Raw genomic sequence first — 23,799 nt, forward strand, 5'->3', positions numbered from 1 at the left:
CAGTTAACGCAAGGTAAATCCCCGAGTGGGGGCCGTTAGCGCCTTACATGTTGGGATAGTTCGGGCCGTCGCCGCCCTGCGGAACCGTCCACTGGATGTTCTGGCTGGGGTCCTTGATGTCGCAGGTCTTGCAGTGCACGCAGTTCTGGAAGTTGATGACGAACTGCTGCTCGCCGTCCTTTTCCACGAACTCATACACCCCCGCCGGGCAGTACCGCTGCGCCGGGCCTGCGTAGTTGCGCAGGTTGTAGACCACCGGCTCGATCGGGTCCTTGAGCTGAAGGTGCGACGGCTGGCTTTCCTCGTGGTTGGTGAACGAGAAGGCCACGTTGGTCAGGCGGTCGAACGACAGCTTGCCATCGGGCTTGGGGTAGTCGATGGGCTCGAACCGCGCCGCCTTGCCGGTGGCTTCGGCGTCGGATTTGCCGTGCGACAGGGTGCCGAACAGCGACAGGCCGAACAGCTCGTTGGTCCACATGTCCAGACCGCCAAAGGCCAAGGACGCGGTCATGCCCCACTTGGACCACATCGGCTTGACGTTGCGCACCTGCTTGAGATCCTTGCCGATGGGGCCGCTGCGCACTTCGGTCTCGTACGAGGTCAGCTCATCCGCCGAACGGCCCGCCTTGATCGCGTCCACCGCCGCCTCTGCTGCGGCTTTGCCCGACAGCATGGCGTTGTGGTTGCCCTTGATGCGCGGCACGTTGACCATGCCGACCGAGCAGCCCAGCAGCGCCACGCCGGGCGCGACCATCTTGGGCATGGACTGGTAGCCGCCCTCGGAAATCGCGCGCGCGCCATAGGCCACGCGCTTGCCGCCTTCGAGCAGCTCGGCAACCATCGGGTGATGCTTGAAGCGCTGGAATTCCATGTAGGGGAACAGGTAGGGGTTTTCGTAGTTCAGGTGGACCACGAAACCGACATAAACCTGATTGTTCTCAAGGTGATAGATAAAGGAGCCGCCGCCCGCGTTGCCCCCCAGAGGCCAGCCCATGGTGTGGGTCACGGTGCCCTCTTTGTGCTTGGCCGGGTCGATTTCCCAGATCTCTTTCATGCCGATGCCGAACTTCTGCGGGTCTTTACCCTCGGACAGGTCGTACTTGGCCATGACCTCTTTGGCGAGCGAGCCGCGCACGCCCTCGGAGAGGAAGACATACTTGCCCAGCAGCTCCATCCCCGGCTCGTAGCCCGGCCCCTGCGAGCCATCGGCCTCTTTGCCGAACTCACCGGCGACCACGCCGCGCACTTCGCCGTTCTCGCCGTAGACCAGCTCGGAGCAGGCCATGCCCGGGAAAATCTCGACGCCCAACTCTTCGGCCTGCTCGGCCATCCAGCGGCAGACGTTGCCCATGGACACGATGTAGTTGCCGTGGTTGTTCATCAGCTTGGGCATCGGCCAGTTGGGGATGCGGATCTGACCGGCCTCACCCAGCATGTAAAAGTTGTCTTCTTTCACCGGGGTGTTCAGCGGCGCGCCCTTTTCCTTCCAGTCGGGGATCAGCGCATCCAGACCGCAGGGGTCCAGAACCGCGCCGGACAGGATGTGCGCGCCAATCTCAGAGCCCTTTTCCAGCAGCACGACCTGCAAATCAGCGTCCAGCTGCTTGAGACGGATCGCGGCGGACAGGCCAGCCGGGCCGCCCCCAACGATCACAACATCATATTCCATCGACTCGCGCGTCACGTCGCTCATGGCGGCTCCTTCCCGGGGGGTGCGAAATTTTCTTTCGCCGCGAGTGGTAGCGCGGCGGCGCAGCATCGGTCAATCCAGACGGGGCGTTAAATCGCCGCATTTCCCTTATATCTTTGGCATAGGCGGGGTCTATTTCTGCGCCGTAGCACGAAACCGCCACATGCGAGCGCTACCACGACACCGCCGCGATCCCCCTTGTGCCACGCCTTTATCTCGTTTTAACTCCGCTAGATGAAAAAACGGGCAGATAAGACCCGATAGAGACGCGGCAAAGTTGCGTTTGACCCTTTTAACAGGGCGACGCAGGCTTTACATCGCGTGTTCAAACAACAACGATCCAGAAACACACGTTTCCAGGGAAAGACGATCCGCATGGAAAAGATCCTGATGACCCGCGGTGGGTTCACCGCGCTTGAAACCGAATTGAAGCAGCTCAAGAGCGTCGAGCGCCCCGCCATCATTCAGGCGATCGCCGAAGCGCGCGAGCTGGGCGACCTCAAGGAAAACGCCGAGTATCATTCGGCGCGCGAAAAGCAGGGCTTTATCGAAGGCCGCATCAAAGAGCTGGAAGGCGTGATCGGTCTGACCGAGGTCATCGATCCCGCGTCGCTTTCCGGCCCGATCAAGTTCGGCGCGACCGTCACGCTGGTCGACGAGGACACCGACGAGGAAAAGACCTGGCAGATCGTGGGCGAACACGAGGCCAGCATCGAAAAAGGTCTGCTGAACATCAAATCGCCCATCGCCCGCGCCCTAATCGGCAAGGAAGAAGGCGACAGCGTCGAGGTCCGCACCCCCGGCGGGGAAAAGTCCTACGAAGTTCTGACCATCGAATACAAGTAAGCGACCATGGCCGATCCCAAGCCTTCGCGCCCCGCGGCACCGGGGCTGTACGACCGTAGCGGCCAAGGCGGCGCGACGGGGATCGAACTGGCTGCGGCCGGGGCGTCCGTGGTGTGGCTGTTGTTGTCCGGCGGGTACTTTGTGACCGGCGGGGCCGAGGGCACCGGGGTTGGCTTTTTGCTGGTGCTGATGGTGGTTTTTCTGCCGGTCGCCCTGATTTGGGTGGCGGCGCTGACCGTGCGGTCCTCGCGGATCATGCGCGAGGAAAGCGCGCGCTTGCAGGCGGCGATTGACGCGATCCGCCAAGCCTATGTGGCGCAAGCGCAAAACGGCAAGGGAGAGCCGCCCCACCCCGCGATCATGAAGCGCCTCGACGACATCGCCGGTGCGCAAAAGGGGCTGGAGGCGACGCTGGCCATGCTGGGCGGCGTCCGTCAGGCCGAGCCCATGGCGCAGGCGTCCTCCGAGGTGGCCGCCGACGACCAGCCGACGCTGTCGCTGGGCACCCCCGCAGAGGCGTTGCAACCGCCGCTGGCGAACGAAGACTTCATCCGCGCGCTGCACTTCCCCGAAACCGCCGAAGACGAGGCGGGTTTTGCCGCGCTGCGCCGCGCGCTCAAGGATCGTCAGGCCGCCAAGCTGATCCAGGCCGCGCAGGACATCCTGACGCTGATGTCGCAGGACGGCATCTACATGGACGACCTACGCCCCGACATGGCCCGCCCCGAGGTCTGGCGCGCCTTTGCCAAGGGCGCGCGCGGGCGCGAGATCGCGGGGCTGGGCGGCGTGCACGATCGGTCGTCGCTGGCGCTGGCCCTCGGCCGGATGAAGCAAGACCCGATCTTTCGCGATGCCGCGCACCATTTCTTGCGGCGGTTCGACCAGATGTTCGCGCAGTTCGAGCAGACCGCCTCGGATGAGGAAATCACCGCCTTTGCGGGAACGCGCACCGCCCGCGCCTTTATGCTGCTGGGCCGCGTCGCCGGAACCTTTGACTGACCTCTCGACCCGCGGTGGCAAAATTTTTACTTAAAAATTTTGGCGCCCAGCCGCGCGGTTACAGGCCAAAACTGCCGTAGGGGATAAATCGGACGGTGTCGCCGGGCGCAATTTCTTGGGCGCCATCGCCAATTTCGACCAGCCCTTCGGCCCAACTCAGCCCCGAGATGCGTCCCGAGCCTTCGGACTTGAACACCTCGGCCCGTCCGTCCCGCATCCGCGCCCGCAGGTATTCGCGCCGCCCCGGTTTCTTGCGCTTGGAAAACGCCGCGGGCACGTCGAACCCCTGAGGCTCAACCCAGCCAGCCCCGGCCATCAGGCTCAGCGCCGGGCGCGCGAAAATCAGGGTGCAGACCAGCGCCGCCACCGGGTTTCCCGGAAGGCCAAACACCGGCATCCCGTCCCACATCCCTAACGCGAGCGGTCGCCCCGGTTTCAACGCGATCCGCCATTCGGCCATCGCCCCCGCCTCGCGGAGCAAGGCCGAGACGTGGTCTTCGTCCCCTGCCGACGCCCCGCCGGAGGTCAGCACCACATCCGTTCCGGCCCCGTCCAGACAGGCGCGCAGGGCGGCGCGGTCGTCGGCCACCTGCCCCAGATCGACGGCTTCGAACCCCATCCGCTCCAGCACGCCCAGCAACATGGGACGGTTGGCGTCGAAAATCTGCCCCGCTCCGGCCTCGCCCCCCGGCGCGACGATCTCATCGCCGGTGGACAAGACGCCTACCCGCAGCCGCCGATACACCGGCAAAGCCCCATGCCCCACCGCCGAGGCCAAGGCCAAATCCGCCGGCGTCAGCACCCGGCCCTTTGCCAAGGCCACCTCGCCCGCCGCCACGTCCTCGCCCGCGCGGCGGGTATTGGCCCCCGGCTTAACGCCGCCGCGAAAGGCCACGTGGGTCGCGTTCACTGCGCAGTCTTCGTCCAGCACCACGGTGTCGACGCCCTCGGGCAGGGCCGCGCCGGTTAGAACGCGCACGGCGTACCCCTCTGGCACCACGCCATCGAAAGGCACCCCCGCCGCCGCGCGCCCTTGGACCAAAGGCAAGACCGCGTCGCCCTCGGGCAAGGCGCTAGCGGCAAACCCATAGCCATCCACCGCCGTGTTGGGCTGCGGCGGGTTCGACCGCAAGGCCATCACATCGCGCGCCAAAACGCGGCCCGCACCTTGCATCAACGGCACCTCTTCGGAGGAGACCACCGGGCGCAAGCGGCCCCGCAACATGGCCAAGGCCTCATCCACCGGGGTCCAATCGACGCCGGGCGGCAGGGCAAAGCAATCGTCCTTTAACGGTGGCGGTTTCAAAGACATGCCATCAACTCCTGTTCGTGCCCCAGCCCCAAAATCCAGCCCTCGACCGGGGCGTCCACGGCCAGCATTTCAGCCAAACGGTCCGGGGCCAACCCCGCCAAGGCCTTGGCGACCAGCCGCACCTGCACCGCGTCGCGGATGTCGTCCGGCCCGCAGGCGGCGCGCACCGCTTTATTTACCAATCCCGGCCAGATTTCCACGAAAGCCACCGGGGCGTCCAGCGGTTGGAACGGCCAGACGGCGACCTGTCCGGCGAACCTGTTCCGCAAGCGTTCAAGCACCGGCAGCCCCATCAAGACCTGCGATCCGACCGAGCCTGCGCCCGCCAACTGCCAGCAGGTGAAGCTGCCCTTGGCGCGGGCCTCGCAGGCGCGTTTCTCGGGGAACGGGTTGCTGTAACCCGCTTTGGTGCGCGGCAAGCCGGGGATGTCGCGGGCCAAACCGTTGCCCCAGAACGGGCCGTTGCCGGTGTTCAGCTCGGCCGCCACGTCAAAACGGTTGTTGGCCTTGGGGGCGTCCTCGATCCGCGCGGCGAGCCATGCCCAGACCCCCAGAGGATCGTTCGAGCCGGTCAGAGCCGCCGCAAAGCCCGCCGGATAGGCAAAGGGAAAATCAAAGCCGATCAGCAGACGCTGGCCCGCGATCAAGGCGCTGTCGATCTCCTCGGCCAAGGCCGCTTCGGCCTGCACCCGGTTCCGCAAGTACCGAGGCGCGCCGTCAGACGCACAGATCCAGATCGCATCCTTGCGCGGGCGCGGGCCGGTGTCGTTGCCGCCGGACCAATCCACCATCACAAAGCGATCAAACGGGCTCACAGCCCCAGCTCGGCCAGGATAAAGTCGGCAATCGCCTTTGTGTCGTTCAGATCGAACACCGGACGACCGTCCTCTATTTCCAAGGCCACATCGGCGGCGACCGCGCGGATCGTCTCATCGTCTTGCGCGATCAAGGGGTTGCCGGTCTCTTGGCGAAAGGCTTCGACCTTGGGGTGGCGGTCGCGCTTGTAGCCCTCGACCAGCACCAGATCGACCGGAGACAGCCGCGCCAAGAGGTCGGCTAAGGCCGGCTCCTCATCGCCGCGCAGCTCTGTCATCTGGGCGACGCGCTTGCGCGAGGCAAGGATCACCTCGGAGGCGCCCGCCTGCCGGTGGCGGTAGGAATCCTTGCCCGGATGGTCCACGTCAAAGCTGTGGTGCGCGTGTTTGATCGTGCTGACGGTCAGGCCGCGCCCGGTGATCTCGGTGACCAAACGCTCCATCAGGCCGGTTTTGCCTGCGTTCTTCCAGCCGGTGACCCCATAGACGTTCATGCGCGCTCCTCGGCCCGGATCAGGTCTTCGGGCGTATTGATGTTGAAAAACGGATCCTGCGCGGCGGGGAAAATCGCCTCGCGTCCGCCGTGCTTTTCGGTCCAGAGCACCACCTTGCGCAACCCCTGATCTAGGGCCGCGCGCAAATCGTCGCGCAGCGCCACGGGCCAAAGGCCAAAGGTCGGGTGGCGGATCAGCCCGGATTTGGACTTTGATCGGGTCTGCGCGTCGCCCTTTTGCGCCGCGAGCACCAAGGGGTGCGTCTGCCCGGCGGAGGCGGCGACCAGAGTGGCCACCAGATCGCGCGGAAAGAACGGCGTGTCGGCGGCGACGGTGACGATGGCCTCTGCGCCTTGGGTTGCGGCCCAGTCCATGCCCGCAAGGACGCCTGCCAGCGGGCCGGGATAGTCGGCGATGCTGTCAGGCACCACCGGCAGGCCCAGATCGAACCGCGCCGGATCGCCGTTTGCGTTCAGGCACATAGCACCAACCTGCGGGCGCAACCGGTCCAGAACGTGGTCAATCACCCGCGCGCCGCCCAAGGGCAACAGCCCCTTGTCGCCGCCGCCCATCCGCGTCGCCTGCCCGCCCGCGAGGATCACACCCAGCGGCATCATTTGCCGCCCTTCCGGCCCGACTTGCGCGCCTCATCCGGCACGCTGTCCGGGTCGATGTCGCGCACGAGGCGATCCTCTCCGCTCAGGCAGACAAAGCGTTTGCCGCGCATCCGCCCGACGCAGGTCAAGCCCACTTGCCGCGCGATCTCCACGCCCCACGCGGTGAACCCGGACCGCGACGCCAGCACCGGGATGCCCATCAGCGCGCATTTGATCACCATCTCAGAGGTCAGCCGCCCGGTGGTATAAAGGATCTTGTCATGGGCCGGGATGCCTTCGCGGAACATCCACCCGGCGATCTTGTCGACAGCGTTGTGGCGGCCCACGTCCTCCATGTAGACCAGCGGGCGGTCGCCCTGGCACAGCACCGTGCCGTGGATCGCCCCGGCTTCGAGGTACAGCGACGGGGTCGTGTTGATCTTATGCGCGAGCGCATACAGCCACGAGGTCCGCAGCTCGGCCTGCGGCAGGACCACCTGATCGAGCCCCTCCATCATGTCGCCAAAGACCGTGCCCACGGCGCAGCCACTGGTGCGCGTCTTTTTCTGCACCTTTTCCTCAAAGGTCGTCTGCGAGGCGGTGCGCACCACCACGACCTCCAGCTCTTCGTCGTAGTCAACGGCGGTGATGACCTCGTCGTCGGCCAGCATCCCCTGATTGCGCAGGAACCCGATCGCCAAGTATTCGGGATAGTCGCCAATGGTCATGGCGGTCACGATTTCCTGACGGTTCAGGTAGATCGTCAGCGGGCGCTCCTCGACCACCGAAATCTCGACAGCCGCGCCGGTGTGGTCAAAACCCTGAACCGGGCGCGTCAAACGCCGCAACGTCGGGTCCGGCGCGATGATGTAGTTTGTGTCGGGCAATTGCATCTGCCTTGTGTTGCGGCTAGGCCGAAGGGGAATGAATGAGGTCCAAGTCATGGCGCGTGCGCAAGTGATGTCAAGCTTTTGGCGCGGGGTCCGCGACGGCATCCCGTTTTTGATGGTCATCGCGCCCTTTGGCACGCTGTTCGGGGTGATCGCCACCGAAGCGGGTCTTAACGTGTTTGAAACGCTGGGGTTTTCGGTGGTGGTGATCGCCGGAGCGGCGCAGTTCACCGCGATCCAGCTGATGTCCGAGAACACCCCGGTGGTCGTGGTGCTGGTGTCAGCCTTGGCGGTGAATCTACGGATGGCGATGTACTCGGCCTCGATCACGCCGCACCTTGGGCCGCTGCCGCTGTGGAAGCGCGCCTTTGTCGCCTATTTCCTCGTGGATCAGACCTATGCCGGGGCGGCCTTGGAATATGAAAAGCGCCCCGATATGGGCCTTGCGGAAAAGTTCAGCTATTTCATGGGGATCGCTATGCCGATCTGCCCGCCTTGGTATGTGTTCACGCTGCTGGGCGCCTATGTGGGCGAGGCGATCCCGGCAGAGCTGGGATTGGATTTTGCGCTGCCCATCGCATTTATCGCGATGATCGCGCCTGCTTTGCGGACAGGCGCGCATCGGGCGGCAGCCCTGACCGCGACGCTGGCGGCCTTGGGCTGCGCGTGGTTGCCGTGGAACCTTGGGCTGATCGTGGCGGCGTTGGCCGGGATGGTTGTCGGCGCGGAAGTGGAACGGAGGACGCAGCGATGATGGGCGATTACCCGATCTGGCTGATCATCTTTGGCCTCGGCGCGGGGTCCTTTGGCCTACGCTTCCTGTTCCTTGGTCTGGTGGGGGACCGGGCGATGCCCGAATGGGTGCTGCGGCACCTGCGCTATACGGCGGTGGCCGTCCTGCCCGCGCTGGTCGCACCGCTGGTGCTGTGGCCCTCCGCCACGGGCGGGCAACCGGACCCAACGCGACTGATCGCGGCGGCGGCGGCCTTCATCGTAGGTTACGTGACCAAGAGCATCTACGGCGCAATGGGAACCGGCGCCGCAGTCATGATCGGGGCCGCTTACTGGCCGTTCTGAGCGCGAATCGCGCCTTCCATCTGCATAATGGCGAGGTCTTTGTCGTCGCTGTCATTCTCGCGCAGGACGCGGGTTTGCACGCCGGGGATCTGGGCAAAGGCCTTGGACAGCTGGTTCGGATACCAAACCGTCTTGATGCTTTCGAAACCGGGAAGCTGGCCCAGCACGGTCGACGTCGACTGCGTGCACTGGGTCGGCGGCACCTGGCCATAAGACCGCACGAGGTTCAACGCCTGCTCGGCGACCTCGGCAGAGACCTTCACCTCTTGGATACGCACCCGGTACGTTTCGCGCGCGTGCGCGGATTCGTACATCTGCTTGACCTGCGGGGTGATGCCGTAAAGCACGTCATTCACTTCGGGCACGCTGGAAAAGCGCACCGACCCCGCCGGATCAAAGACAACCCGCTGCGACGGCGCGTTCACCATCAAAGAGGTGTGCGCGCCATTGTCGGTGCGGTTGTTCACCATGGTGTAGAGCGTCAGCGTATAAGGCGCCCCGGCCCGATAGGCGGCCGCAGCAGCTTCCTCGGGCGTGGCGTTGGGGCCAGAGCCCGACCCGCCCGCGCAGCCCGCCAAAGACAAGGCCGCACACGCAGCCATAACATAGGACCGAAAGCCCATCACTCTACCCCCACCGATATGAGTGCGACTGGTCCGATCAGGAGTTGAACACAGCCAGGAAAACCGCGATCGCGATGCAGGCGATTGCAACGCGGGTCGAGAACTTGATGAAACCTTCGAAGGTCTTTTCCTGAACGGTGATGTCCATGGAGCCGTGCTTGTGTTCAGCCATTGATCTGGTCCTGTGAAATTATGCGCGTTTCGAGTTGGAAATATCGCATTTGATCGCCCCTGTCACGGGGCCATTGCGGCGTAAATGTCGCGGGTTGTAGCGGGTTCAGGCCGGATCGACCTGCAATTTGCTGGCCAGACGAAAGCCGATGCGGCGCGGAGCCTCCTCGGCCCGTTGGATCGGGACGGCCTTGAGAATCACATTCAGCTGGCTGACGTGTTGGATCAGCTGGGTCCGCTGGCTGTCATCGCCACTGCCATAAAAGGTCACCATATCCGGGTCAAAAAAGCCCAAGCCCTCAATCCGCAGCACGCCCGCGTCACTGCCCGCAAAGGCCATGGCAAGCTCGTGTTCCTCATCCAAGGTTTCCTCGAAATTCTGGATATAAAGGATCAGCCGCTCATAGGCCCACTCGGCAGGGCTTTTGTCCTTGAGCGGTTTTTGCGTGACCGCCTGCGGGAGCGTGTCGTTAGGCCGCGGCTCGGCGGCCTCGGTGTGCACGTCGACCCTACGCGGGAGAGCGTCGGATTCATGGGCTTCGGCGGTGGTGGCGATGGTTGTGTCCATGCTTGCAAGCTAGCGCGAAGGGGGCGGTTCGGCCAGTCAGGTTTCGCCCTTTGGGCGACCGGGTTGGGGGCGCTGCCCCCGGCCTTCGGCCTCCCCCGGGATATTTTAAAAGAGAAGAAGACGGGGCGCGGGGCTTTGTGTTTCTTCTCTTTGGCAAATATCCTGGGGTGAATGGCCGAAGGCCAGAGGGGCAAGGCCCCTACCCGGCGAAGTGGTCTAGGCGCAATGCCAAAGCCAGGCACCGTCCGAGCGCAGGGTGCGGGTGGCGCGGCCTTCGTGCCACAGGTGCAGGCAGTGGGCCATGGCTTCGACCAGCGCGAGACCGTATTCCGCCTCACCGATGCGGCGTTTGAACAGCGTTGCAAAACAGTCGGCGGCGGTTTGCGGGGTTTTCAGATGCTCCGCCAGGCGGTCCAGCGCGTGGTGGTGGTTGTCGGTAAACTGGCGCATCCGGGCGGGCAGCCCGGTGAACGGCAGCTTGTGTCCGCCCAGAACGAGGTGATCCGCGCGGGCGAGGGTTTGCAGGCGGGTGCAGGCTTCGAACCATTCACCGACGGGATCGGCCTGCGGCTCGGTCGGGTAGACGCCCAAGTTCGAGCTGATCGAGGGCAGGATTTGATCGCCCGACAGCACGAGATTGTCGTCGCGGCTCCAGAAGGTCGCGTGTTCGGGGGCGTGGCCGTTGCCGATGTGGATGTCCCACGTGCGGCCCGCGGCGGTAAGCGTGTCGCCTTGCTGGATGCGGGTAAAGCCCAGCGGCAGCGGCGCGACGGTGTCGGCAAAGTTGAAGGGCCGCTCGGTCAGGCGCTTTTCCAGCACTTCGGGGGCCATGCCGCAGCTTTTCCAATAGGCGATGGTTTCGGGCTTGGGCGTCGCCTCGACATCCAAGGTCAGCATCCGCGCCAGCAACCACGCGGTGCGAGTGGTGACCAGCTCGGCGCCCTGCTCCTGGAACCAGCCGGCAAGACCGATGTGGTCGGGGTGGTGGTGAGTGACGATGACCCGCCCCACGGGTTTGCCGCTGAGGGGGCCTGCCAGCCAAGCCTGCCACAGCTCGCGCGCGCGGCGGGTGTCAAAGCCGGTGTCGACCACGGTCCAGCTGTCGCCTTCATCAAGGACGTAAATGTTCACGTGGTCGAGCTTGAGCGGCAGCGGCTGACGCAGCCAGAGCACCCCTTCGGCCACTTCGATGGCCTCGACGCCGCTGGGCGCGTCGGGAAAGGGATACCGGATGACCTCGCCGCTGCCGTCCATTCAGACCGCCAGATCGTCGGGCGTCAGCGCCATGAGATCCGCCGCGCCTTCGCGGGCGTGGGCCAGTTGGCCGGCGTGGTCGGGCAGCAGACGCGCGATGTAGAACCGCGCCAGCTTGGCGGCCTTTTCGTCGGCCAGCGCCGCGCGCAGGTGGTAGTACCCGCCCAGCACCAAGGCGAAGCCGCGCAGGAACGGCACCGCCCCGGCGAAACGATCCTGCATGTCGGTCATAGCCACCAACGCTTCGGTGGTCTCGCGCAGGGTTTCCGTTGCCTGCCACAGCGGCTCGGCCAGATCGGGCAGGTCGCCCTTGGCGGTTTCGGCAAAGGCTTCGATTTCGTCCAGCAGGCGATAGGCCGCCTCGCCGCCGTCCATCAGCTTGCGCCCCACGAGGTCCATGGCCTGAATGCCGTTGGTGCCTTCGTAGATGGTGGTCACGCGCACGTCGCGGGCGTATTGCGCCGCGCCGGTTTCCTCGACAAAGCCCATGCCGCCGTGGACCTGAATGCCCATGTTGGCCACTTCGACGCCGGTATCGGTGCCGAACGCCTTGGTGATCGGGGTCAAAAAGGCCGCGCGGGCTTTCCATTCCGCATCCCCGGTGGCGTTGCCCATGTCGATCGCCACGGCTTGGGCCAAGGCAATGGCGCGGGCGGCAAAGGTCTGGGCCTTCATGGTGGCCAGCATCCGGCGCACGTCGGCGTGGCCGATGATGGTGCCTTCGGGGGTTTTGCCCTGCTTGCGCTCGTTGGCATAGGCCAGCGCGTGCTGATACGCGCCCTCGGCGATGCCGATCCCTTGGACGCCGACGCCAAGGCGGGCGTTGTTCATCATGGTGAACATGGCGCGCATCCCGTCATGTTCCTTGCCGATCAGCCAGCCCTTTGCGCCGTCGTACTGCATCACCGCGGTGGGCGAGCCGTGCAGGCCCAGCTTATGTTCGAGGCTCACAACCTTGAGGCTGTTGGCCACGCCGGGGTTGCCGTCAGCATCGGGGATGTTGCGCGGCACAAGGAAGAGGCTGATCCCCTTGGTCCCCGGCACGCCATCGGGCAGGCGCGCCAGAACGAGGTGACAGACGTTTTCGGTAAAGTCGTTATCGCCCCAAGTGATGTAGATCTTCTGCCCGGTGATCGCATAGGTGCCATCATCGTTGCGCTCTGCCTTGGACGACAGGGCGCCCACGTCCGACCCGGCCTGCGGTTCGGTCAGGTTCATGGTCCCGGCCCATTCGCCGGTGGTCAGCTTGGGCAGGTAGAGCGCTTTCAGCTCATCGCTTGCGTGATGCTCCAGCGCCTCGATCTGGCCTTGGGTCATCAGCGGGTTCAGTTGCAGCGCAAGGTTGGACGCCGCGAGCATGTCGTTCACCGTCGTCGTCACCGTCATCGGCAGGCCCATGCCGCCGTATTCCGGGTCCGCCGCCATGGAAATCCAGCCGCCGTCGGCAATGGCCTGATAGCCCTCGGCAAAGCCCTTGGACGTGCGCACCTTGCCATTCTCCAGCACCGCCGGGTCCAGATCGCCGTTGCGGTTGAGCGGTGCGATCACCTCTTCGCACATCTTGCCGGCCTCGGTCAGGACGGCCTCGACCGTGTCCATGGTGGCCTCGGCAAAGCGGTCGGTGCCGCAGACCTGACCGTAGTCGACAACGTGGTTAAGCAGCAGACGATACTCGTCCAAGGGTGCGCGAAATGGCATCAAATTTCCTCCCGTCTTGGCAAAGCGGAACCACTGTACTAGCTACAGCGTTTGTAACGCTAGGGTATCGGGCAACCGCCCGCCTTCAACTGAAACGCCGCGTCACGGGGGCATATCTGCGTGGTCGAGACCAAAACACTGCCCAACACCGATGACGGCCTGCGCCGCGCTGCCGAAACCCTGCGCGACGGGGGGCTTGTCGCCTTTCCCACCGAAACTGTCTACGGGCTGGGCGCAGATGCGACCAACGACCGCGCCGTTGCCCGGATTTACGAGGCCAAGGGGCGGCCGTCCTTCAACCCGCTGATCGTGCATTGCGCCGATCTGGAGGACGTCAAGGCACTGGTCAAATGGAACCATCTGGCGCAAGCCGCCGCCGAAGCCTTTTGGCCCGGTCCCTTGACCATGGTGCTGCCGCTGCGGGTCGATACGATGATCTCGCGGCTGGTAACGGCGGGGCTGGACACGCTGGCGGTGCGCATCCCGGCGGGGGACACGGCGCAGCGCTTGCTACGGGCCTTTGGCGGGCCGGTGGCCGCGCCTTCGGCGAACACCTCGGGGCAGATCAGCCCGACGCGGGCGGGCCATGTCGTGGACGACCTGTCGGGCCGGATCGAAGCGGTGGTCGACGGGGGCCCCTGCACCGTGGGTGTCGAATCGACGATCCTTGGGCTGGCGGGGACGCCGACCTTGCTGCGCCCCGGCGGGATCACTTTGGAACAGTTGAACGAAACCTTGGGCACGCGCGTGTCGGAACGCCGCGCCACCGACAAGATTTCCGCCCCCGGTCAGATCCGCTCGCACTATGCGCCGCGCGCGCGGGTGCGGCTGAACGCCGCCGAGTTTGAGGACGGCGAAGCGCGTCTGGGCTTTGGCGACATCGACTGTGATCTGAACCTGTCGAAGGCCGAAGACTTGGTCGAAGCCGCCGCGAACCTCTTTGAGTTCCTGCACCGGCTGGATGCCACGGGCGCGCCGGTGATTGCCATCTCGCCGATCCCGCATATCGGGCTGGGGGTGGCGATCAACGACCGCCTGAGCCGCGCCGCCGCCGACCGCTAAACGCCTTTAGGCTGTGCCGCCCATCGCCGTCAGTTAAGCCGTGCCGCCCATGGCGGACATTTTAGGCTGTGCCGCCCATGGCGGACAACGCCAACGCCGAAACCCCCAGTGTTTCCAGCGCCGCCTGCCACTTGTCCGTGTCCTTGACGTCGAACACCAACTCGGGCGCGCCGTCGCAGACCAGCCAGCCGTTCTGGGTGATCTCTTGTTCCAGCTGGCCCGCGCCCCACCCAGCATAGCCCAGCATCATCAGCCACTTGTCCGGCCCGGTCCCGGCCCCGAGGTCCTCTAGCACGTCCAAAGTCGCAGTCATGTGCAGCTCGTCCGTGACCTCCAGCGTCGTCACCGCGCTGGCATAATCGGGCGAGTGCAAGACAAAGCCCCGCCCCATTTCCACCGGCCCGCCAAAATGCGCCTGATGGCCGGACAGGTCCGCGACCATGTCAATCGACAGCTGAGAAAGCAGCGTCGGCATGTCGATCTCTTCGGAGGGTTTGTTGATGATCAGGCCCATCGCGCCTTCGTCCGAGTGGTCACACATGAACACCACCGAATGCTCGAACCGCGGATCGCCCATGCCCGGCATGGCAATCAACATATGGCCGGTCAGATTGGTGGTGCCTGTGGGCTGGGTCATCGCTCTTCCTCGGTTCTTTCCCCCCAACATGGCCTTGCCAGCGGGGTGACGCAAGGGCGGCATCACACGCCCAAGGCGTTTCCATCGCCGGAACGTGACTTTTCATTTCAACGGAATCGCGGCAATTGATGGGGTATGATACGCCTCATTGCCCTACTCTTTGCTCTTTTGCTGCCCGTTGCCTCGACCGCCGGGTCCTATGACAACATCGTCCGCGCCGAGCTGCGCCCCGGTTGGCGTCTGCCCAATGGCGACCACATGGCCGCGCTGCACCTGACCCTCGCGCCGGGGTGGAAGACCTACTGGCGCGCCCCCGGCGATGCGGGCATCCCGCCGACGTTTGACTGGCGCGGGGCGCGCAATGTGCAGGCGATCCAGGTGGAATGGCCCGCGCCGCAGGTGTTCTGGAAAAGCGGGATGCGCTCTGTCGGCTATGAGGGCGAGATGGTCCTGCCGCTGCGGATTTCCCTGCGAAATGACGCCAAGGACAACCGGCTGAAAGGCGTGATCGACATCGGCATCTGCAAGGACGTCTGCCTGCCGCACCGCGTGCGGGTCGAGACTGTGCTTGATGCGGGCACGCGCAAGCCCGACCCGGTGATCGCCGCCGCGCTGGCCAGCCTGCCCTTTGGCCCCGAGGACGCCGAGGTGACCAAGGTCGCTTGCAAGATCTCCGCCGCGCCCAGCGGCATGGGGTTGCGCGTGGAAATCTCTATGCCGCAGGGGACGGGCCGCGAAGAGACGGTGATCGAATCCAAGGACCCCGAGATCTGGATCACCGAGCCCAAGACCTCTTGGCAAGGCGGCACCCTGATCGCCGAGGCGCGGGTGTCGCACATGTCCTCGCAGGTGTTTGCGCTGGACCGCTCGGGCCTGCGGATCACCGTTCTGGGGGGCGAAATACCGCTGGATATTCACGGCTGCACGGGCTGAGGTATTCGGCCCTATGCCGCCCGCGCGCCCCTGCGCGCTACCGCGAACACCACCCCCGCCAGCACGTACACCGCCAGCGACAGCGCCGCCGCCCCCGCAATGAACAGCGCAAAGGCGACGCTCAGCGGGTTTGCCCCGGCCCAGGCCAGCGGTTGCAGCGCCTGCGGCAGCGCGCCGGTCACGGCCACATGCCCCATGGTCGCGCCGAGCCACCCCAGCACCACCAGCAGCGCCCCGCCCAAGGCCACACGCACCGCGCCCAGCCGGAAGGTGACGCCCCGTTTCAGCGCCGCGACCTGCACATGCACGTCGTGCTGGATCGCCACGAGGGCAGGCACCACCAGCAGCACCAGCAGCATCCCAAAGCCAAGGCCGTAGACCAGCGTGATCACCGTCGGCTTCAGGAACTGCGCATCCGCAGAGCGTTCATACAGCAGCGGCGCAAGGCCCAAAACGGTGGTCGCCGTGGTCAGGAACACCGCGCGCAGACGGTCCGCCGCGCCATCGACGATCGAGGGGACCAAACCCCGGTCCGCGGCGAACTCGTCGATCTGCGTCACCAAGACGATGGAATCGTTGATGATAATCCCCGTCATCCCCAGCAGGCCCACCACGGTGAACATGCTCATGGGCACGTCCCACTGCGCGTGGCCATAGATCGTCCCGACCAGCCCAAAGGGAATGATCGCCATCACCACCAGGGGCCGCGTCCAGCTGGCAAAGACCCACGCCAGCACAAGGTAAATCCCCAGCAGGACAAGGATCAGCCCGTTGCGCGCATCGTTGAGGAAATCGTTTTCCTGCTCGGAAAGGCCGGACATGCGGTAATCCACCTGCCGCTCCGAGGCGATGTCGGGCAGGATCTCTTGTTCCAAGGCCTGCATGATCTCGGTGGCGCGGGCCGGATCGTCTTCGGAGATGTCGCCGGTGACGGAAATCAAACGGATGCCATTCTCGCGCCGGACGGTGCTGAACCCGGTGCGGCGTTCCACGCTGACGATGTCGGCCAGCTGGACGTAGGCGCCATTCGGGGTGCGCATCTGGGTGCGCTCTAGGAAATCAGCGGTCAGCTCGCCTTCGGGCAGTTCCACCCGGATCGCCGCCGAGCGTGGGCCGACAGGATAGGTCGCCGCCTCGACCCCGCCCAGACGCGCGCGCAGGACGCTGCCCAGCCCGTCAATGTCAAAGCCCAAAGCCTGCCCCTGCGGCGTCAGCTCCAGGATCAACTCTTCCTTGTCGTAGGCGAGGTTATCCTCGACGGCGGACACCTCGGGGAAACGCGCCATGGCGGTCTTGAGATCCTCGGAGGCCCGTTTGAGCACGGCGGCGCTGGCCCCGTAGAACTGCACGTCCAAGGCATCGCCCCCCGGCCCCGACCGCCAAGAGCGGAAGGAAATGGTTTCCACCATCGGGTGCTGCGGCACGCGGTCCTGAAGCTCTCCGACAAAGGCATAAGAGGAATAGGGCCGGTCGTCCGCCGCGATCAACTCGATGGAAATCCCCCCAAGCTGGTCGGCGTCCTTTGTGTCGGTCCCGGCCAAACCGCGCCCCGCGTTGCCGCCAATCTCGGCCATGACATAGGCCAAGGGGTTGGTGCCATAGCGTTCCTCGTATTCGCGGCCCATCTCTTCGGTCGCCTGTTGGAACATGCGCATCTGTTCCAGCGTCTCGGCGCGCGTCGCGCCGGGAGCCATGGCAAAGTTGCCGGTGACAGAGGTCTGCTCGGGCGAGTTGAAGAACCGCCATTGCACGTCGCCCTTGATCAGCAACGCCACTTGGCTCGCCAACAAGACCACCGCCCCCGCCAGAACCGCGTAGCGCAGGGTCACCACCAGACGCATCAGCGGGCGGAACAGCGTGTCACGCCCCCAGCGGAACCCCCGGTTCACAAGGCGCGAGGGCAGATCGTACCAATGCGTCCGGTCCGCATGTTTCAGCGCCTGCGCCATGTGGTGCGGCAGAATAAAGAAACACTCCACAAGGCTCGCCAGCAAAACGACGATCACGGTAAAGGGGATGTCCGCGATCAGATCGCCAAACCGCCCCGAGATCACCGTCAGCCCGAAAAAGGCGATCACGGTGGTGAGCGTGGCAGAGAATACCGGCAGGGCCATACGCTTGGCGGCGGTCTCGGCGGCGCTGTAGGGGCGACGGCCTTGGCGGGCCAGGTGGTCGGAATGCTCACCGATGACGATGGCATCGTCCACCACGATCCCCAGCGTGATGATCAGCGCGAACAGCGAGATCATGTTGATGGTCAGGCCAAAGACATACATCAACGCAATCGCCGACAGCATGGCGGTGGGAATGCCCATGGCCACCCAGAACGCGGTGCGGGTGTTCAGGAACAGGAACAACAGCACGATCACCAGCGCAAGGCCGCTGGCGGCGTTGTCCAGCAGGATGTTGAGACGGCCCGTGATGGCCTCGGCGCGGGTGCGGATCAGATCGACGCTGACCCCGTCCGGCAGAGAGGCGGCAAAGCTGCGTGCGACCTCTTCGACGGTGTGCTGGATGCCGATGGCGTCGCCTTGATCGGTGCGGTCGATGCGGATCGAGATCGCCGGGTTGGGGCCGACGAAATAGGTGCGCTCGCGGTCGATCCCTTCGACGCGGATGGTGGCCACGTCGCCCACGGTCAGGTTTGACCCATCGGCGTTGGACCGCAGCACGATGCCCGCGATCTGATCGGCCGAGCGCTTTTCGACCCCGGTGCGCACCCGCGCGCCAGAGCCGCCCACGTCCCCGGCGGGATCCGCATTGACCTCGGCAGCGATGGCGGCGGCGATCTCGCGCATGGTGACATCATAGGCGATCAGGTTCTGCGAGGGCACCTCGACCACGGTTTCCGGCGCGGCAAGACCGCGGATGGTGGTGCGGGTGACGCCTTCGGCAAAGAGGCGCACGATCAGCTCGTCGGCAAAGCGCCCCAGCTGGTCGACACCCACGGGGCCGGTGACAACGACATCGGTGACGCGGTCGCGCCAGGCGCCACGGGTGACTTCAGGGTCCTCGGCCTCTTCGGGCAGGGTGGTGACGGCATCGACGGCGGTCTGCACGTCATCGGCGGCGCGCGACATGTCCCAGCCCGGCTCGAAATCGAGCGAGATGGAGGCCCGCCCCTCGCGCGAGGTCGCCTCGGAGCTTTCGACGCCCTCGACCGCCAGCAAAGCCGGTTCGAGCACCTGCACGATGGCGGCGTCCACGTCTTCGGCCCCCGCGCCGTCCCAAGCGACGCTGACACTGACGCTGTCGATGATCACATCGGGAAAGAACTGCGCCCGCATGTTCGGCGCCGCCATCAGGCCAGAGGCCAAAAGGATCACCAGCAGCAGGTTGGCCAAAGTGGGGTGGCGGGTGAAATAGGAAAAGATCCCGCCCGCGCCCTTGGGAATTTCACGCATCTGTCAGCCCTTCCCTTGCCACACGCGCGGACCAAATCTTTTTCAAAAGATTTGCAAATTCCTTGCAAGGAATTTGGCCGCGTGCCGAGGTCATGTCATCCACCCATACGGGATTCGATCCGCTCGACGGTCTGAGCGGGCACTTGCGGTTGCGCCAGTTGCGCCAGCAGCCGGGTCTTGGCCTCTTGCGGCATCCGGGTGTTCCCCTCGACAAACGCCACCAGCTTGGCCCGGCGTTCCTCGGTCAGCTCGACCATGGCGGGGGCTTCGGGGGCGGCGGCCCCTCCGGCGCGCAAGGGTTTCACCTTGATCCCCGCGCCCAGCAGCGGGGTACGTTCGGCCACCACTTCGCGGCCATTCAGCCCCTCGGCACGGATCAGCACGTCATCGCCCTGGCGGCGCAGCACCGTCACCGGGACCACTTCAAGCCGGTCTTCCTCGCCCACCAACAGCACGCTGCCAGAGGCGTCCACCGCCGTGGCGGGCAGGCGTGCGACCCCCTCCAGCGCTGCTTCGCGCAACGTCACCGTGACGAAATCCCCCGGCTTGAACCCGCGCGGACGGTCCAGCGAGGCAAAGAGCAAACGGCCCGTCTGCCCTTCGCCCACGGCCGCCCCTTCGCGGGACAACGCGCCCTGAGCCGTAATGTTGGTGCCAAAGACATCCAGCGTCACCGACACCTGCGCGGGGCGCAGTCCGCCCGTCTCATCCAGCAGGCGCACATATTGTTGCGTCGAGACGCGAAACGCGACCTCAAGGTCTTGCAGGTCCACCAGGGACGCCAGCTTTTCATTGGCGGACACCAGCCGCCCGGCCACCACGGTCACCTCGGACAGCGTGCCGGTGAACTGCGCGCGGATTTCGGTGTCGGCCAGACGGCGCCCGGCTTCATCCAGCGCGATTTCCATACGTTTGAGCTGCGTCGCGGCCTGATCAATGCGCGCCTCTGCGGTGGCGACCGCCTGCCTGCGGGTCAAAACCGCCTGCCGCGCCGAGGACAGCGCCAGCTCGGCGTCTTCGACCGCCGCCGCCGTGCCCACATTGCGCGCCACCAGATCGTTCTGCCGTTTCAAGGCGTTCTCGCGCAGCGCCACCTGGTCCTGCGCCGCCGTCAATTCATCACGGGCAAGGCCAATCGCGCGCTCTGCCTCGCGCTGTTCGGCCTGCGCATCCAGCAAATCGCTTTCGGCGCGCGCCAGCGCCGCCTCGGCATCCGCCGGGTCCACGCGCGCCAGCAACTGCCCCGCTTCGACCCGGCCACCTTCGACGAACTCCGGCGCGAGATCCAAGAGCGCCCCGCCCACCGCCGCGCGCAACTCCAGCGTCCGGCGGCTCTGGACTTCGCCAAAGGCGCTCAGCTCCGGCACCACGGTTTCAAAGGCCACCGGCACCACATTGACTGCAAAGACCCGCTCACGCGCGGTAGGCACGCGCGGTTCCTGATCCATCCGCGCCTGAACCGCGTCGCGCACCAGCACCCCGGCATAGGCCAGCAGCCCCAAGGTCAACGACAGTAAAAAGAGCCCAAGCAGGCTCTTGCGTAGAAATCGCATGGATCGTCTCTCCGGCTGCACCCTTTATAGATGTAGAAAGGCGCGTGTCTTTTCCAAGCATACCAAGCTTAAACGGCCCGGCGGATCACTTCCGTCGCTTATGTTCGTCCAATCTGGGGAAAATTTCGACGAAATTGCAGGGACGGTGGCGGTAATCCAGCTGCCAGCGCAGGATTTCGTCCCAGGCGTCCTTGCACGCGCCGGTGCTGCCGGGCAGCGCGAACATGTAGGTGCCGCCCGCAACGCCGCCCGTAGCGCGGCTTTGGACCGCCGAGGTGCCGATCTTTTGAAAGGACACCATGGTAAACACTGTGCCAAAGGCGTCGATTTCCTTTTCATAGACGTCGCGGTGCGCCTCGACGGTGACATCGCGCCCAGTCAGGCCGGTGCCGCCGGTCGAGATCACCACGTCCACCTCGGGGTTGGCGATCCACCCGCGCAGCTGGTCTGCGATCTCGGCGCGTTCATCGCGAATGATCTGACGGTCCGCCAAGATATGCCCCGCGTCGGTCAGCCGCTGCACCAGCGTATCGCCCGAGCGATCCTCGGCCAGACCGCGCGTATCGCTGACGGTCAGAACGGCGATGCGGACGGGGATGAACTCTTTGCTCTCGTCGATACGGGACATTTGGTCTTTCCTAATAGGGGCTTAGACGGCCAGCCGCAGGGCCAGCCCACCGAACAGCGACGCGGTCAGCCAGCGCATCACGCGCTCTGTCCCGCCGCCGTGGGTCAGTTTCGATTTCAGACGGCCCGCGAATTGCCCGACAAGTCCGTTGATGAGAAAGCCGCCGATGCCGATCACCACCCCGAGCAGCAGGAACTGCGGCAACACCGGGCGCGATACGTCGACGAACTGCGGCAAAAAGGCGAGGATAAACAGGATGAACTTGGGGTTGGTCAGGTTGACGATAAAGCCGTCGCGCATGGCGCGTTTGACACTGACCGGCGGCGCGTCCTGCCCGCCAAAGGGCGTGCGCAGCGTTTTATAAGCGATGTACAGCAGGTAGCATACGCCGAGGTAGCGGATGACCTCGAAGGCTCCGGGCATGGCGGTGATCAAGGCGCTGAGGCCCAGCCCCGCGATCAAAGCGTGCACCATCCCGCCCGCCGTGATGCCAAAGGACGCCGCCCAGCCGGACCGGGGGCCACCGCGCAACCCCTGCGCCAGACAAAACAGCATGTCCGGCCCCGGCGTGACGTTCAGCGCGAGGGCCGCGGGGATAAAGGTCGCCAGAACGATGGGATCGACGATCATGTCTAGGTCTCCAGACGCGCACGGAGGGACAGAAGATCGGCCCAAGCCTCGCGCTTGGCCGCCGGGTTTCGCAAAAGGTAGGCGGGGTGGAACATCGGCAAGGCGGGCTTGCCCTTGGCCTCAAGCCACTGGCCGCGCAGTCGGGTGATGCCGCGTTTCGCAAGCAAGGCCTGACAGGAGACATTGCCCACGATCACAAGAACTTCGGGTTTCGCAAGGGCGATGTGCTTTTCAAGGAAGGGCAGCATCATGGCGATTTCATCCGGTTTCGGATCGCGGTTCTGCGGCGGCCGCCATGGCAGCACGTTGGTGATATAGACGTTGTCCTCGCGCGACAGGTCGATCGCCGCGAGCATCCGGTCGAGCAGCTGACCCGCCCGGCCCACGAAGGGCTTGCCTTGCAGGTCCTCGTCGCGGCCGGGGGCTTCGCCCACCATCATCACGCGGGCACCGGGTTTGCCGTCGCTGAACACCAGATTGCGCGCCCCACGTTTGAGCGCACAATGGGGAAAGGCTTCGAGCGCGGCGCGCAACCCGTCAAGATCCTGCGCCCCTGCGGCGGCCTTTTGCGCCTCGGCCACCGGGTCGATTTCGACGATCTTGGGGCGGGTCGGCGCCTTGGCGGTGGCGGTCTGGGCGCGCTTGGCCTCGGCGGCCTCTTTGGCGGCTTGTTCCACCGCATAGCGGTCCACCGGGCGGTCCGAGATCGCCTCGTCCACCCCCATTTCCATCTGCCATTCCAGCAGGGCGCGCGCCGTGTGCCAATCCAATGCCGATTCCATAGGCGCACCATACGCCGCCCGACGGGGTAAAGAAAATCCGTACAATGCAGCGCGCGGCGATCAGCGGCAAAAAGCGCGCCCCCGGCTCGGCAGGACGCGCCCGCAACTCTTGCCCAAAAGCACGCCCTTGCCTAAGAAGGCAGCACGGCAGCCAAGAGGATCAGATGCGTTTCGACCACCGCCACCTACTGGGGATCGAACCCCTGCGCCCCGACGAGATCACCACGATCCTTGATTTGTCCGACGATTACGTCGCGCTGGGACGCCGCCGGGAAAAGCACGCCAACGCGCTGGCGGGGCTGACGCAGATCAACATGTTCTTTGAGAACTCGACCCGCACGCAGGCGTCCTTTGAGCTGGCGGGCAAACGGCTGGGCGCGGATGTGATGAACATGGCGATGCAGGCGTCCAGCATCAAAAAGGGCGAGACGCTGATCGACACGGCGATGACGCTGAACGCCATGCACCCCGACCTGCTGGTGGTGCGCCACCCGCATTCCGGCGCGGTGGACCTGCTGGCGCAAAAGGTCAACTGCGCGGTGCTGAACGCCGGAGACGGGCGGCACGAACACCCGACCCAAGCGCTGCTGGACGCACTGACGATCCGCCGCGCCAAGGGCCGGTTGCATCGCCTGAACATCGCGATTTGCGGGGATATTGCGCATAGCCGCGTGGCGCGCAGCAACATCCTGCTGCTGCACAAGATGGAAAACCGCATCCGTCTGGTGGGGCCGTCGACGCTGATGCCGTCGCAGATCGACGCCTTTGGGGTCGAGGTCTATGACAACATGGAAGAAGGCCTGAAAGACGTGGACGTCGTGATGATGCTGCGCCTGCAAAAGGAACGGATGGACGGCGGGTTCATCCCCTCCGAGCGCGAGTATTACCACCGCTACGGCCTGGACGCGCAAAAGCTGTCCTACGCCAAGGACGACGCCATCGTCATGCACCCCGGCCCAATGAACCGCGGCGTCGAAATCGACGGCACCATCGCCGACGACATCAACCGCAGCGTCATCCAGGACCAGGTGGAAATGGGCGTGGCGGTGCGTATGGCCGCGATGGACCTGCTGGCCCGCAACCTGCGCGCACGTCCGCAAGAGATCATGGCATGACCCCTCCCCCCGCGCGCCCCAA

Annotated in this window: 24 protein-coding genes; 7 read left to right on the forward strand and 17 right to left on the reverse strand. The window is 65.1% G+C overall.

All coding sequences use genetic code 11. The features are described 5' to 3' along the window. Positions 1 to 43 precede the first annotated feature (43 nt). Positions 44 to 1,693 carry an electron transfer flavoprotein-ubiquinone oxidoreductase gene (locus B9A11_RS03050; RefSeq protein ID WP_058245836.1) on the reverse strand — a complete coding sequence of 550 codons (1,650 nt, stop codon included), beginning with the start codon at positions 1,691 to 1,693 and terminating at the stop codon, positions 44 to 46. 372 nt (positions 1,694 to 2,065) lie between these two features. Here B9A11_RS03050 and greA point away from each other — a divergent pair, with 372 nt between their 5' ends. Then, positions 2,066 to 2,536, forward strand: a complete 471-nt coding sequence (gene greA / locus B9A11_RS03055; RefSeq protein ID WP_058245835.1) for a transcription elongation factor GreA — start codon at positions 2,066 to 2,068, stop codon at positions 2,534 to 2,536. Between the two features lie 6 nt (positions 2,537 to 2,542). After that, a complete protein-coding gene (locus B9A11_RS03060; protein ID WP_058245834.1) occupies positions 2,543 to 3,535 on the forward strand; it encodes a hypothetical protein in 993 nt (330 codons plus the stop codon). A gap of 58 nt (positions 3,536 to 3,593) precedes the next feature. Here the strand turns inward: B9A11_RS03060 and B9A11_RS03065 are convergent, their stop codons facing one another. From B9A11_RS03065 to B9A11_RS03085, 5 genes are read right to left on the reverse strand one after another with little or no spacing between them, the layout of a single operon-like run. Then, positions 3,594 to 4,847, reverse strand: a complete 1,254-nt coding sequence (locus B9A11_RS03065; protein ID WP_058245833.1) for a molybdopterin-binding protein — start codon at positions 4,845 to 4,847, stop codon at positions 3,594 to 3,596. Further along, positions 4,838 to 5,662 (reverse strand): hypothetical protein, encoded by an 825-nt coding sequence (locus tag B9A11_RS03070; RefSeq protein ID WP_058245832.1) that lies wholly within the window; start codon positions 5,660 to 5,662, stop codon positions 4,838 to 4,840. The genes B9A11_RS03065 and B9A11_RS03070 overlap by 10 nt, the downstream gene beginning before the upstream one ends. Beyond that, positions 5,659 to 6,156, reverse strand: coding sequence for a molybdopterin-guanine dinucleotide biosynthesis protein B (mobB, locus tag B9A11_RS03075; RefSeq protein WP_058245831.1), 498 nt, complete (start codon positions 6,154 to 6,156; stop codon positions 5,659 to 5,661). The genes B9A11_RS03070 and mobB overlap by 4 nt, the downstream gene beginning before the upstream one ends. Further along, a complete protein-coding gene (gene mobA / locus B9A11_RS03080; protein ID WP_058245830.1) occupies positions 6,153 to 6,773 on the reverse strand; it encodes a molybdenum cofactor guanylyltransferase MobA in 621 nt (206 codons plus the stop codon). Before mobA ends, mobB begins: the two co-directional genes overlap by 4 nt. After that, positions 6,770 to 7,645, reverse strand: coding sequence for a formate dehydrogenase accessory sulfurtransferase FdhD (locus B9A11_RS03085; RefSeq protein WP_058245829.1), 876 nt, complete (start codon positions 7,643 to 7,645; stop codon positions 6,770 to 6,772). Before B9A11_RS03085 ends, mobA begins: the two co-directional genes overlap by 4 nt. Positions 7,646 to 7,694: 49 nt before the next feature. Here B9A11_RS03085 and B9A11_RS03090 point away from each other — a divergent pair, with 49 nt between their 5' ends. Next, a complete protein-coding gene (locus B9A11_RS03090) occupies positions 7,695 to 8,396 on the forward strand; it encodes an AzlC family ABC transporter permease (protein ID WP_058246398.1) in 702 nt (233 codons plus the stop codon). Further along, the gene (locus B9A11_RS03095; protein ID WP_058245828.1) at positions 8,393 to 8,719 is read left to right on the forward strand and encodes an AzlD domain-containing protein; all 327 of its coding nucleotides are present in this window, start codon (positions 8,393 to 8,395) and stop codon (positions 8,717 to 8,719) included. Before B9A11_RS03090 ends, B9A11_RS03095 begins: the two co-directional genes overlap by 4 nt. Here the strand turns inward: B9A11_RS03095 and B9A11_RS03100 are convergent. The 5 genes from B9A11_RS03100 to B9A11_RS03120 form a co-directional block, all read right to left on the reverse strand. Continuing rightward, positions 8,704 to 9,342, reverse strand: a complete 639-nt coding sequence (locus B9A11_RS03100; RefSeq protein WP_186009171.1) for a hypothetical protein — start codon at positions 9,340 to 9,342, stop codon at positions 8,704 to 8,706. The two genes, B9A11_RS03095 and B9A11_RS03100, sit on opposite strands and share 16 nt — an antisense overlap. Positions 9,343 to 9,379: 37 nt before the next feature. Then, positions 9,380 to 9,514 (reverse strand): aa3-type cytochrome c oxidase subunit IV, encoded by a 135-nt coding sequence (locus B9A11_RS03105; protein ID WP_058245827.1) that lies wholly within the window; start codon positions 9,512 to 9,514, stop codon positions 9,380 to 9,382. Between the two features lie 105 nt (positions 9,515 to 9,619). After that, complete coding sequence (locus B9A11_RS03110; RefSeq protein WP_058245826.1) at positions 9,620 to 10,081, reverse strand: DUF6173 family protein; 462 nt, start codon at positions 10,079 to 10,081, stop codon at positions 9,620 to 9,622. A gap of 216 nt (positions 10,082 to 10,297) precedes the next feature. Beyond that, positions 10,298 to 11,335 (reverse strand): MBL fold metallo-hydrolase, encoded by a 1,038-nt coding sequence (locus tag B9A11_RS03115; protein WP_058245825.1) that lies wholly within the window; start codon positions 11,333 to 11,335, stop codon positions 10,298 to 10,300. Next, positions 11,336 to 13,033 (reverse strand): acyl-CoA dehydrogenase, encoded by a 1,698-nt coding sequence (locus tag B9A11_RS03120; RefSeq protein ID WP_058245824.1) that lies wholly within the window; start codon positions 13,031 to 13,033, stop codon positions 11,336 to 11,338. A gap of 114 nt (positions 13,034 to 13,147) precedes the next feature. Here B9A11_RS03120 and B9A11_RS03125 point away from each other — a divergent pair, with 114 nt between their 5' ends. Next, a complete protein-coding gene (locus B9A11_RS03125; protein ID WP_058245823.1) occupies positions 13,148 to 14,095 on the forward strand; it encodes an L-threonylcarbamoyladenylate synthase in 948 nt (315 codons plus the stop codon). A 61-nt stretch (positions 14,096 to 14,156) separates the two neighbouring features. On the opposite strand, the gene B9A11_RS03130 is transcribed toward B9A11_RS03125, so the two are convergent. After that, positions 14,157 to 14,732: a YqgE/AlgH family protein gene (locus B9A11_RS03130; protein ID WP_058245822.1), complete on the reverse strand. Its 576-nt coding sequence runs from the start codon at positions 14,730 to 14,732 to the stop codon at positions 14,157 to 14,159. 135 nt (positions 14,733 to 14,867) lie between these two features. Between B9A11_RS03130 and B9A11_RS03135 the strand changes: the two genes are divergently transcribed. Continuing rightward, positions 14,868 to 15,665 carry a protein-disulfide reductase DsbD domain-containing protein gene (locus tag B9A11_RS03135; protein ID WP_058245821.1) on the forward strand — a complete coding sequence of 266 codons (798 nt, stop codon included), beginning with the start codon at positions 14,868 to 14,870 and terminating at the stop codon, positions 15,663 to 15,665. Between the two features lie 11 nt (positions 15,666 to 15,676). On the opposite strand, the gene B9A11_RS03140 is transcribed toward B9A11_RS03135, so the two are convergent. The 5 genes from B9A11_RS03140 to B9A11_RS03160 form a co-directional block, all read right to left on the reverse strand. Continuing rightward, on the reverse strand, positions 15,677 to 19,069 hold the full coding sequence (locus tag B9A11_RS03140) for an efflux RND transporter permease subunit (protein WP_058245820.1): 3,393 nt from the start codon (positions 19,067 to 19,069) through the stop codon (positions 15,677 to 15,679). 95 nt (positions 19,070 to 19,164) lie between these two features. Further along, the gene (locus B9A11_RS03145; RefSeq protein ID WP_058245819.1) at positions 19,165 to 20,622 is read right to left on the reverse strand and encodes an efflux RND transporter periplasmic adaptor subunit; all 1,458 of its coding nucleotides are present in this window, start codon (positions 20,620 to 20,622) and stop codon (positions 19,165 to 19,167) included. 85 nt (positions 20,623 to 20,707) lie between these two features. After that, a complete protein-coding gene (moaB, locus tag B9A11_RS03150; RefSeq protein ID WP_058245818.1) occupies positions 20,708 to 21,250 on the reverse strand; it encodes a molybdenum cofactor biosynthesis protein B in 543 nt (180 codons plus the stop codon). A 21-nt stretch (positions 21,251 to 21,271) separates the two neighbouring features. After that, positions 21,272 to 21,880: a LysE family translocator gene (locus B9A11_RS03155; RefSeq protein WP_058245817.1), complete on the reverse strand. Its 609-nt coding sequence runs from the start codon at positions 21,878 to 21,880 to the stop codon at positions 21,272 to 21,274. 2 nt (positions 21,881 to 21,882) lie between these two features. Continuing rightward, positions 21,883 to 22,662: a uracil-DNA glycosylase gene (locus tag B9A11_RS03160; protein WP_058245816.1), complete on the reverse strand. Its 780-nt coding sequence runs from the start codon at positions 22,660 to 22,662 to the stop codon at positions 21,883 to 21,885. A 164-nt stretch (positions 22,663 to 22,826) separates the two neighbouring features. Here B9A11_RS03160 and B9A11_RS03165 point away from each other — a divergent pair, with 164 nt between their 5' ends. After that, positions 22,827 to 23,777 (forward strand): aspartate carbamoyltransferase catalytic subunit, encoded by a 951-nt coding sequence (locus B9A11_RS03165; protein ID WP_058245815.1) that lies wholly within the window; start codon positions 22,827 to 22,829, stop codon positions 23,775 to 23,777. Positions 23,778 to 23,799: the final 22 nt, after the last annotated feature.

This window comes from Tropicibacter naphthalenivorans (genome assembly GCF_900176475.1).
Taxonomy (GTDB): Bacteria; Pseudomonadota; Alphaproteobacteria; order Rhodobacterales; family Rhodobacteraceae; genus Tropicibacter; species Tropicibacter naphthalenivorans.

Bases quoted from the DNA above. Each gene is read 5' to 3' on its own strand.
- B9A11_RS03105 (WP_058245827.1), bottom strand. From the start codon at position 9,514: ATGGCTGAACACAAGCACGGCTCCATGGACATCACCGTTCAGGAAAAG.
- B9A11_RS03100 (WP_186009171.1), bottom strand. From the start codon at position 9,342: ATGGGCTTTCGGTCCTATGTTATGGCTGCGTGTGCGGCCTTGTCTTTG.
- B9A11_RS03120 (WP_058245824.1), bottom strand. From the start codon at position 13,033: ATGCCATTTCGCGCACCCTTGGACGAGTATCGTCTGCTGCTTAACCAC.
- B9A11_RS03160 (WP_058245816.1), bottom strand. From the start codon at position 22,662: ATGGAATCGGCATTGGATTGGCACACGGCGCGCGCCCTGCTGGAATGG.
- B9A11_RS03155 (WP_058245817.1), bottom strand. From the start codon at position 21,880: ATGATCGTCGATCCCATCGTTCTGGCGACCTTTATCCCCGCGGCCCTC.
- B9A11_RS03095 (WP_058245828.1), top strand. From the start codon at position 8,393: ATGATGGGCGATTACCCGATCTGGCTGATCATCTTTGGCCTCGGCGCG.
- greA (WP_058245835.1), top strand. From the start codon at position 2,066: ATGGAAAAGATCCTGATGACCCGCGGTGGGTTCACCGCGCTTGAAACC.
- B9A11_RS03135 (WP_058245821.1), top strand. From the start codon at position 14,868: ATGATACGCCTCATTGCCCTACTCTTTGCTCTTTTGCTGCCCGTTGCC.
- B9A11_RS03130 (WP_058245822.1), bottom strand. From the start codon at position 14,732: ATGACCCAGCCCACAGGCACCACCAATCTGACCGGCCATATGTTGATT.
- B9A11_RS03110 (WP_058245826.1), bottom strand. From the start codon at position 10,081: ATGGACACAACCATCGCCACCACCGCCGAAGCCCATGAATCCGACGCT.
- B9A11_RS03065 (WP_058245833.1), bottom strand. From the start codon at position 4,847: ATGTCTTTGAAACCGCCACCGTTAAAGGACGATTGCTTTGCCCTGCCG.
- B9A11_RS03165 (WP_058245815.1), top strand. From the start codon at position 22,827: ATGCGTTTCGACCACCGCCACCTACTGGGGATCGAACCCCTGCGCCCC.
- B9A11_RS03090 (WP_058246398.1), top strand. From the start codon at position 7,695: ATGGCGCGTGCGCAAGTGATGTCAAGCTTTTGGCGCGGGGTCCGCGAC.
- B9A11_RS03050 (WP_058245836.1), bottom strand. From the start codon at position 1,693: ATGAGCGACGTGACGCGCGAGTCGATGGAATATGATGTTGTGATCGTT.
- B9A11_RS03145 (WP_058245819.1), bottom strand. From the start codon at position 20,622: ATGCGATTTCTACGCAAGAGCCTGCTTGGGCTCTTTTTACTGTCGTTG.
- mobA (WP_058245830.1), bottom strand. From the start codon at position 6,773: ATGATGCCGCTGGGTGTGATCCTCGCGGGCGGGCAGGCGACGCGGATG.
- B9A11_RS03140 (WP_058245820.1), bottom strand. From the start codon at position 19,069: ATGCGTGAAATTCCCAAGGGCGCGGGCGGGATCTTTTCCTATTTCACC.
- B9A11_RS03085 (WP_058245829.1), bottom strand. From the start codon at position 7,645: ATGCAATTGCCCGACACAAACTACATCATCGCGCCGGACCCGACGTTG.
- B9A11_RS03060 (WP_058245834.1), top strand. From the start codon at position 2,543: ATGGCCGATCCCAAGCCTTCGCGCCCCGCGGCACCGGGGCTGTACGAC.
- moaB (WP_058245818.1), bottom strand. From the start codon at position 21,250: ATGTCCCGTATCGACGAGAGCAAAGAGTTCATCCCCGTCCGCATCGCC.
- mobB (WP_058245831.1), bottom strand. From the start codon at position 6,156: ATGAACGTCTATGGGGTCACCGGCTGGAAGAACGCAGGCAAAACCGGC.
- B9A11_RS03115 (WP_058245825.1), bottom strand. From the start codon at position 11,335: ATGGACGGCAGCGGCGAGGTCATCCGGTATCCCTTTCCCGACGCGCCC.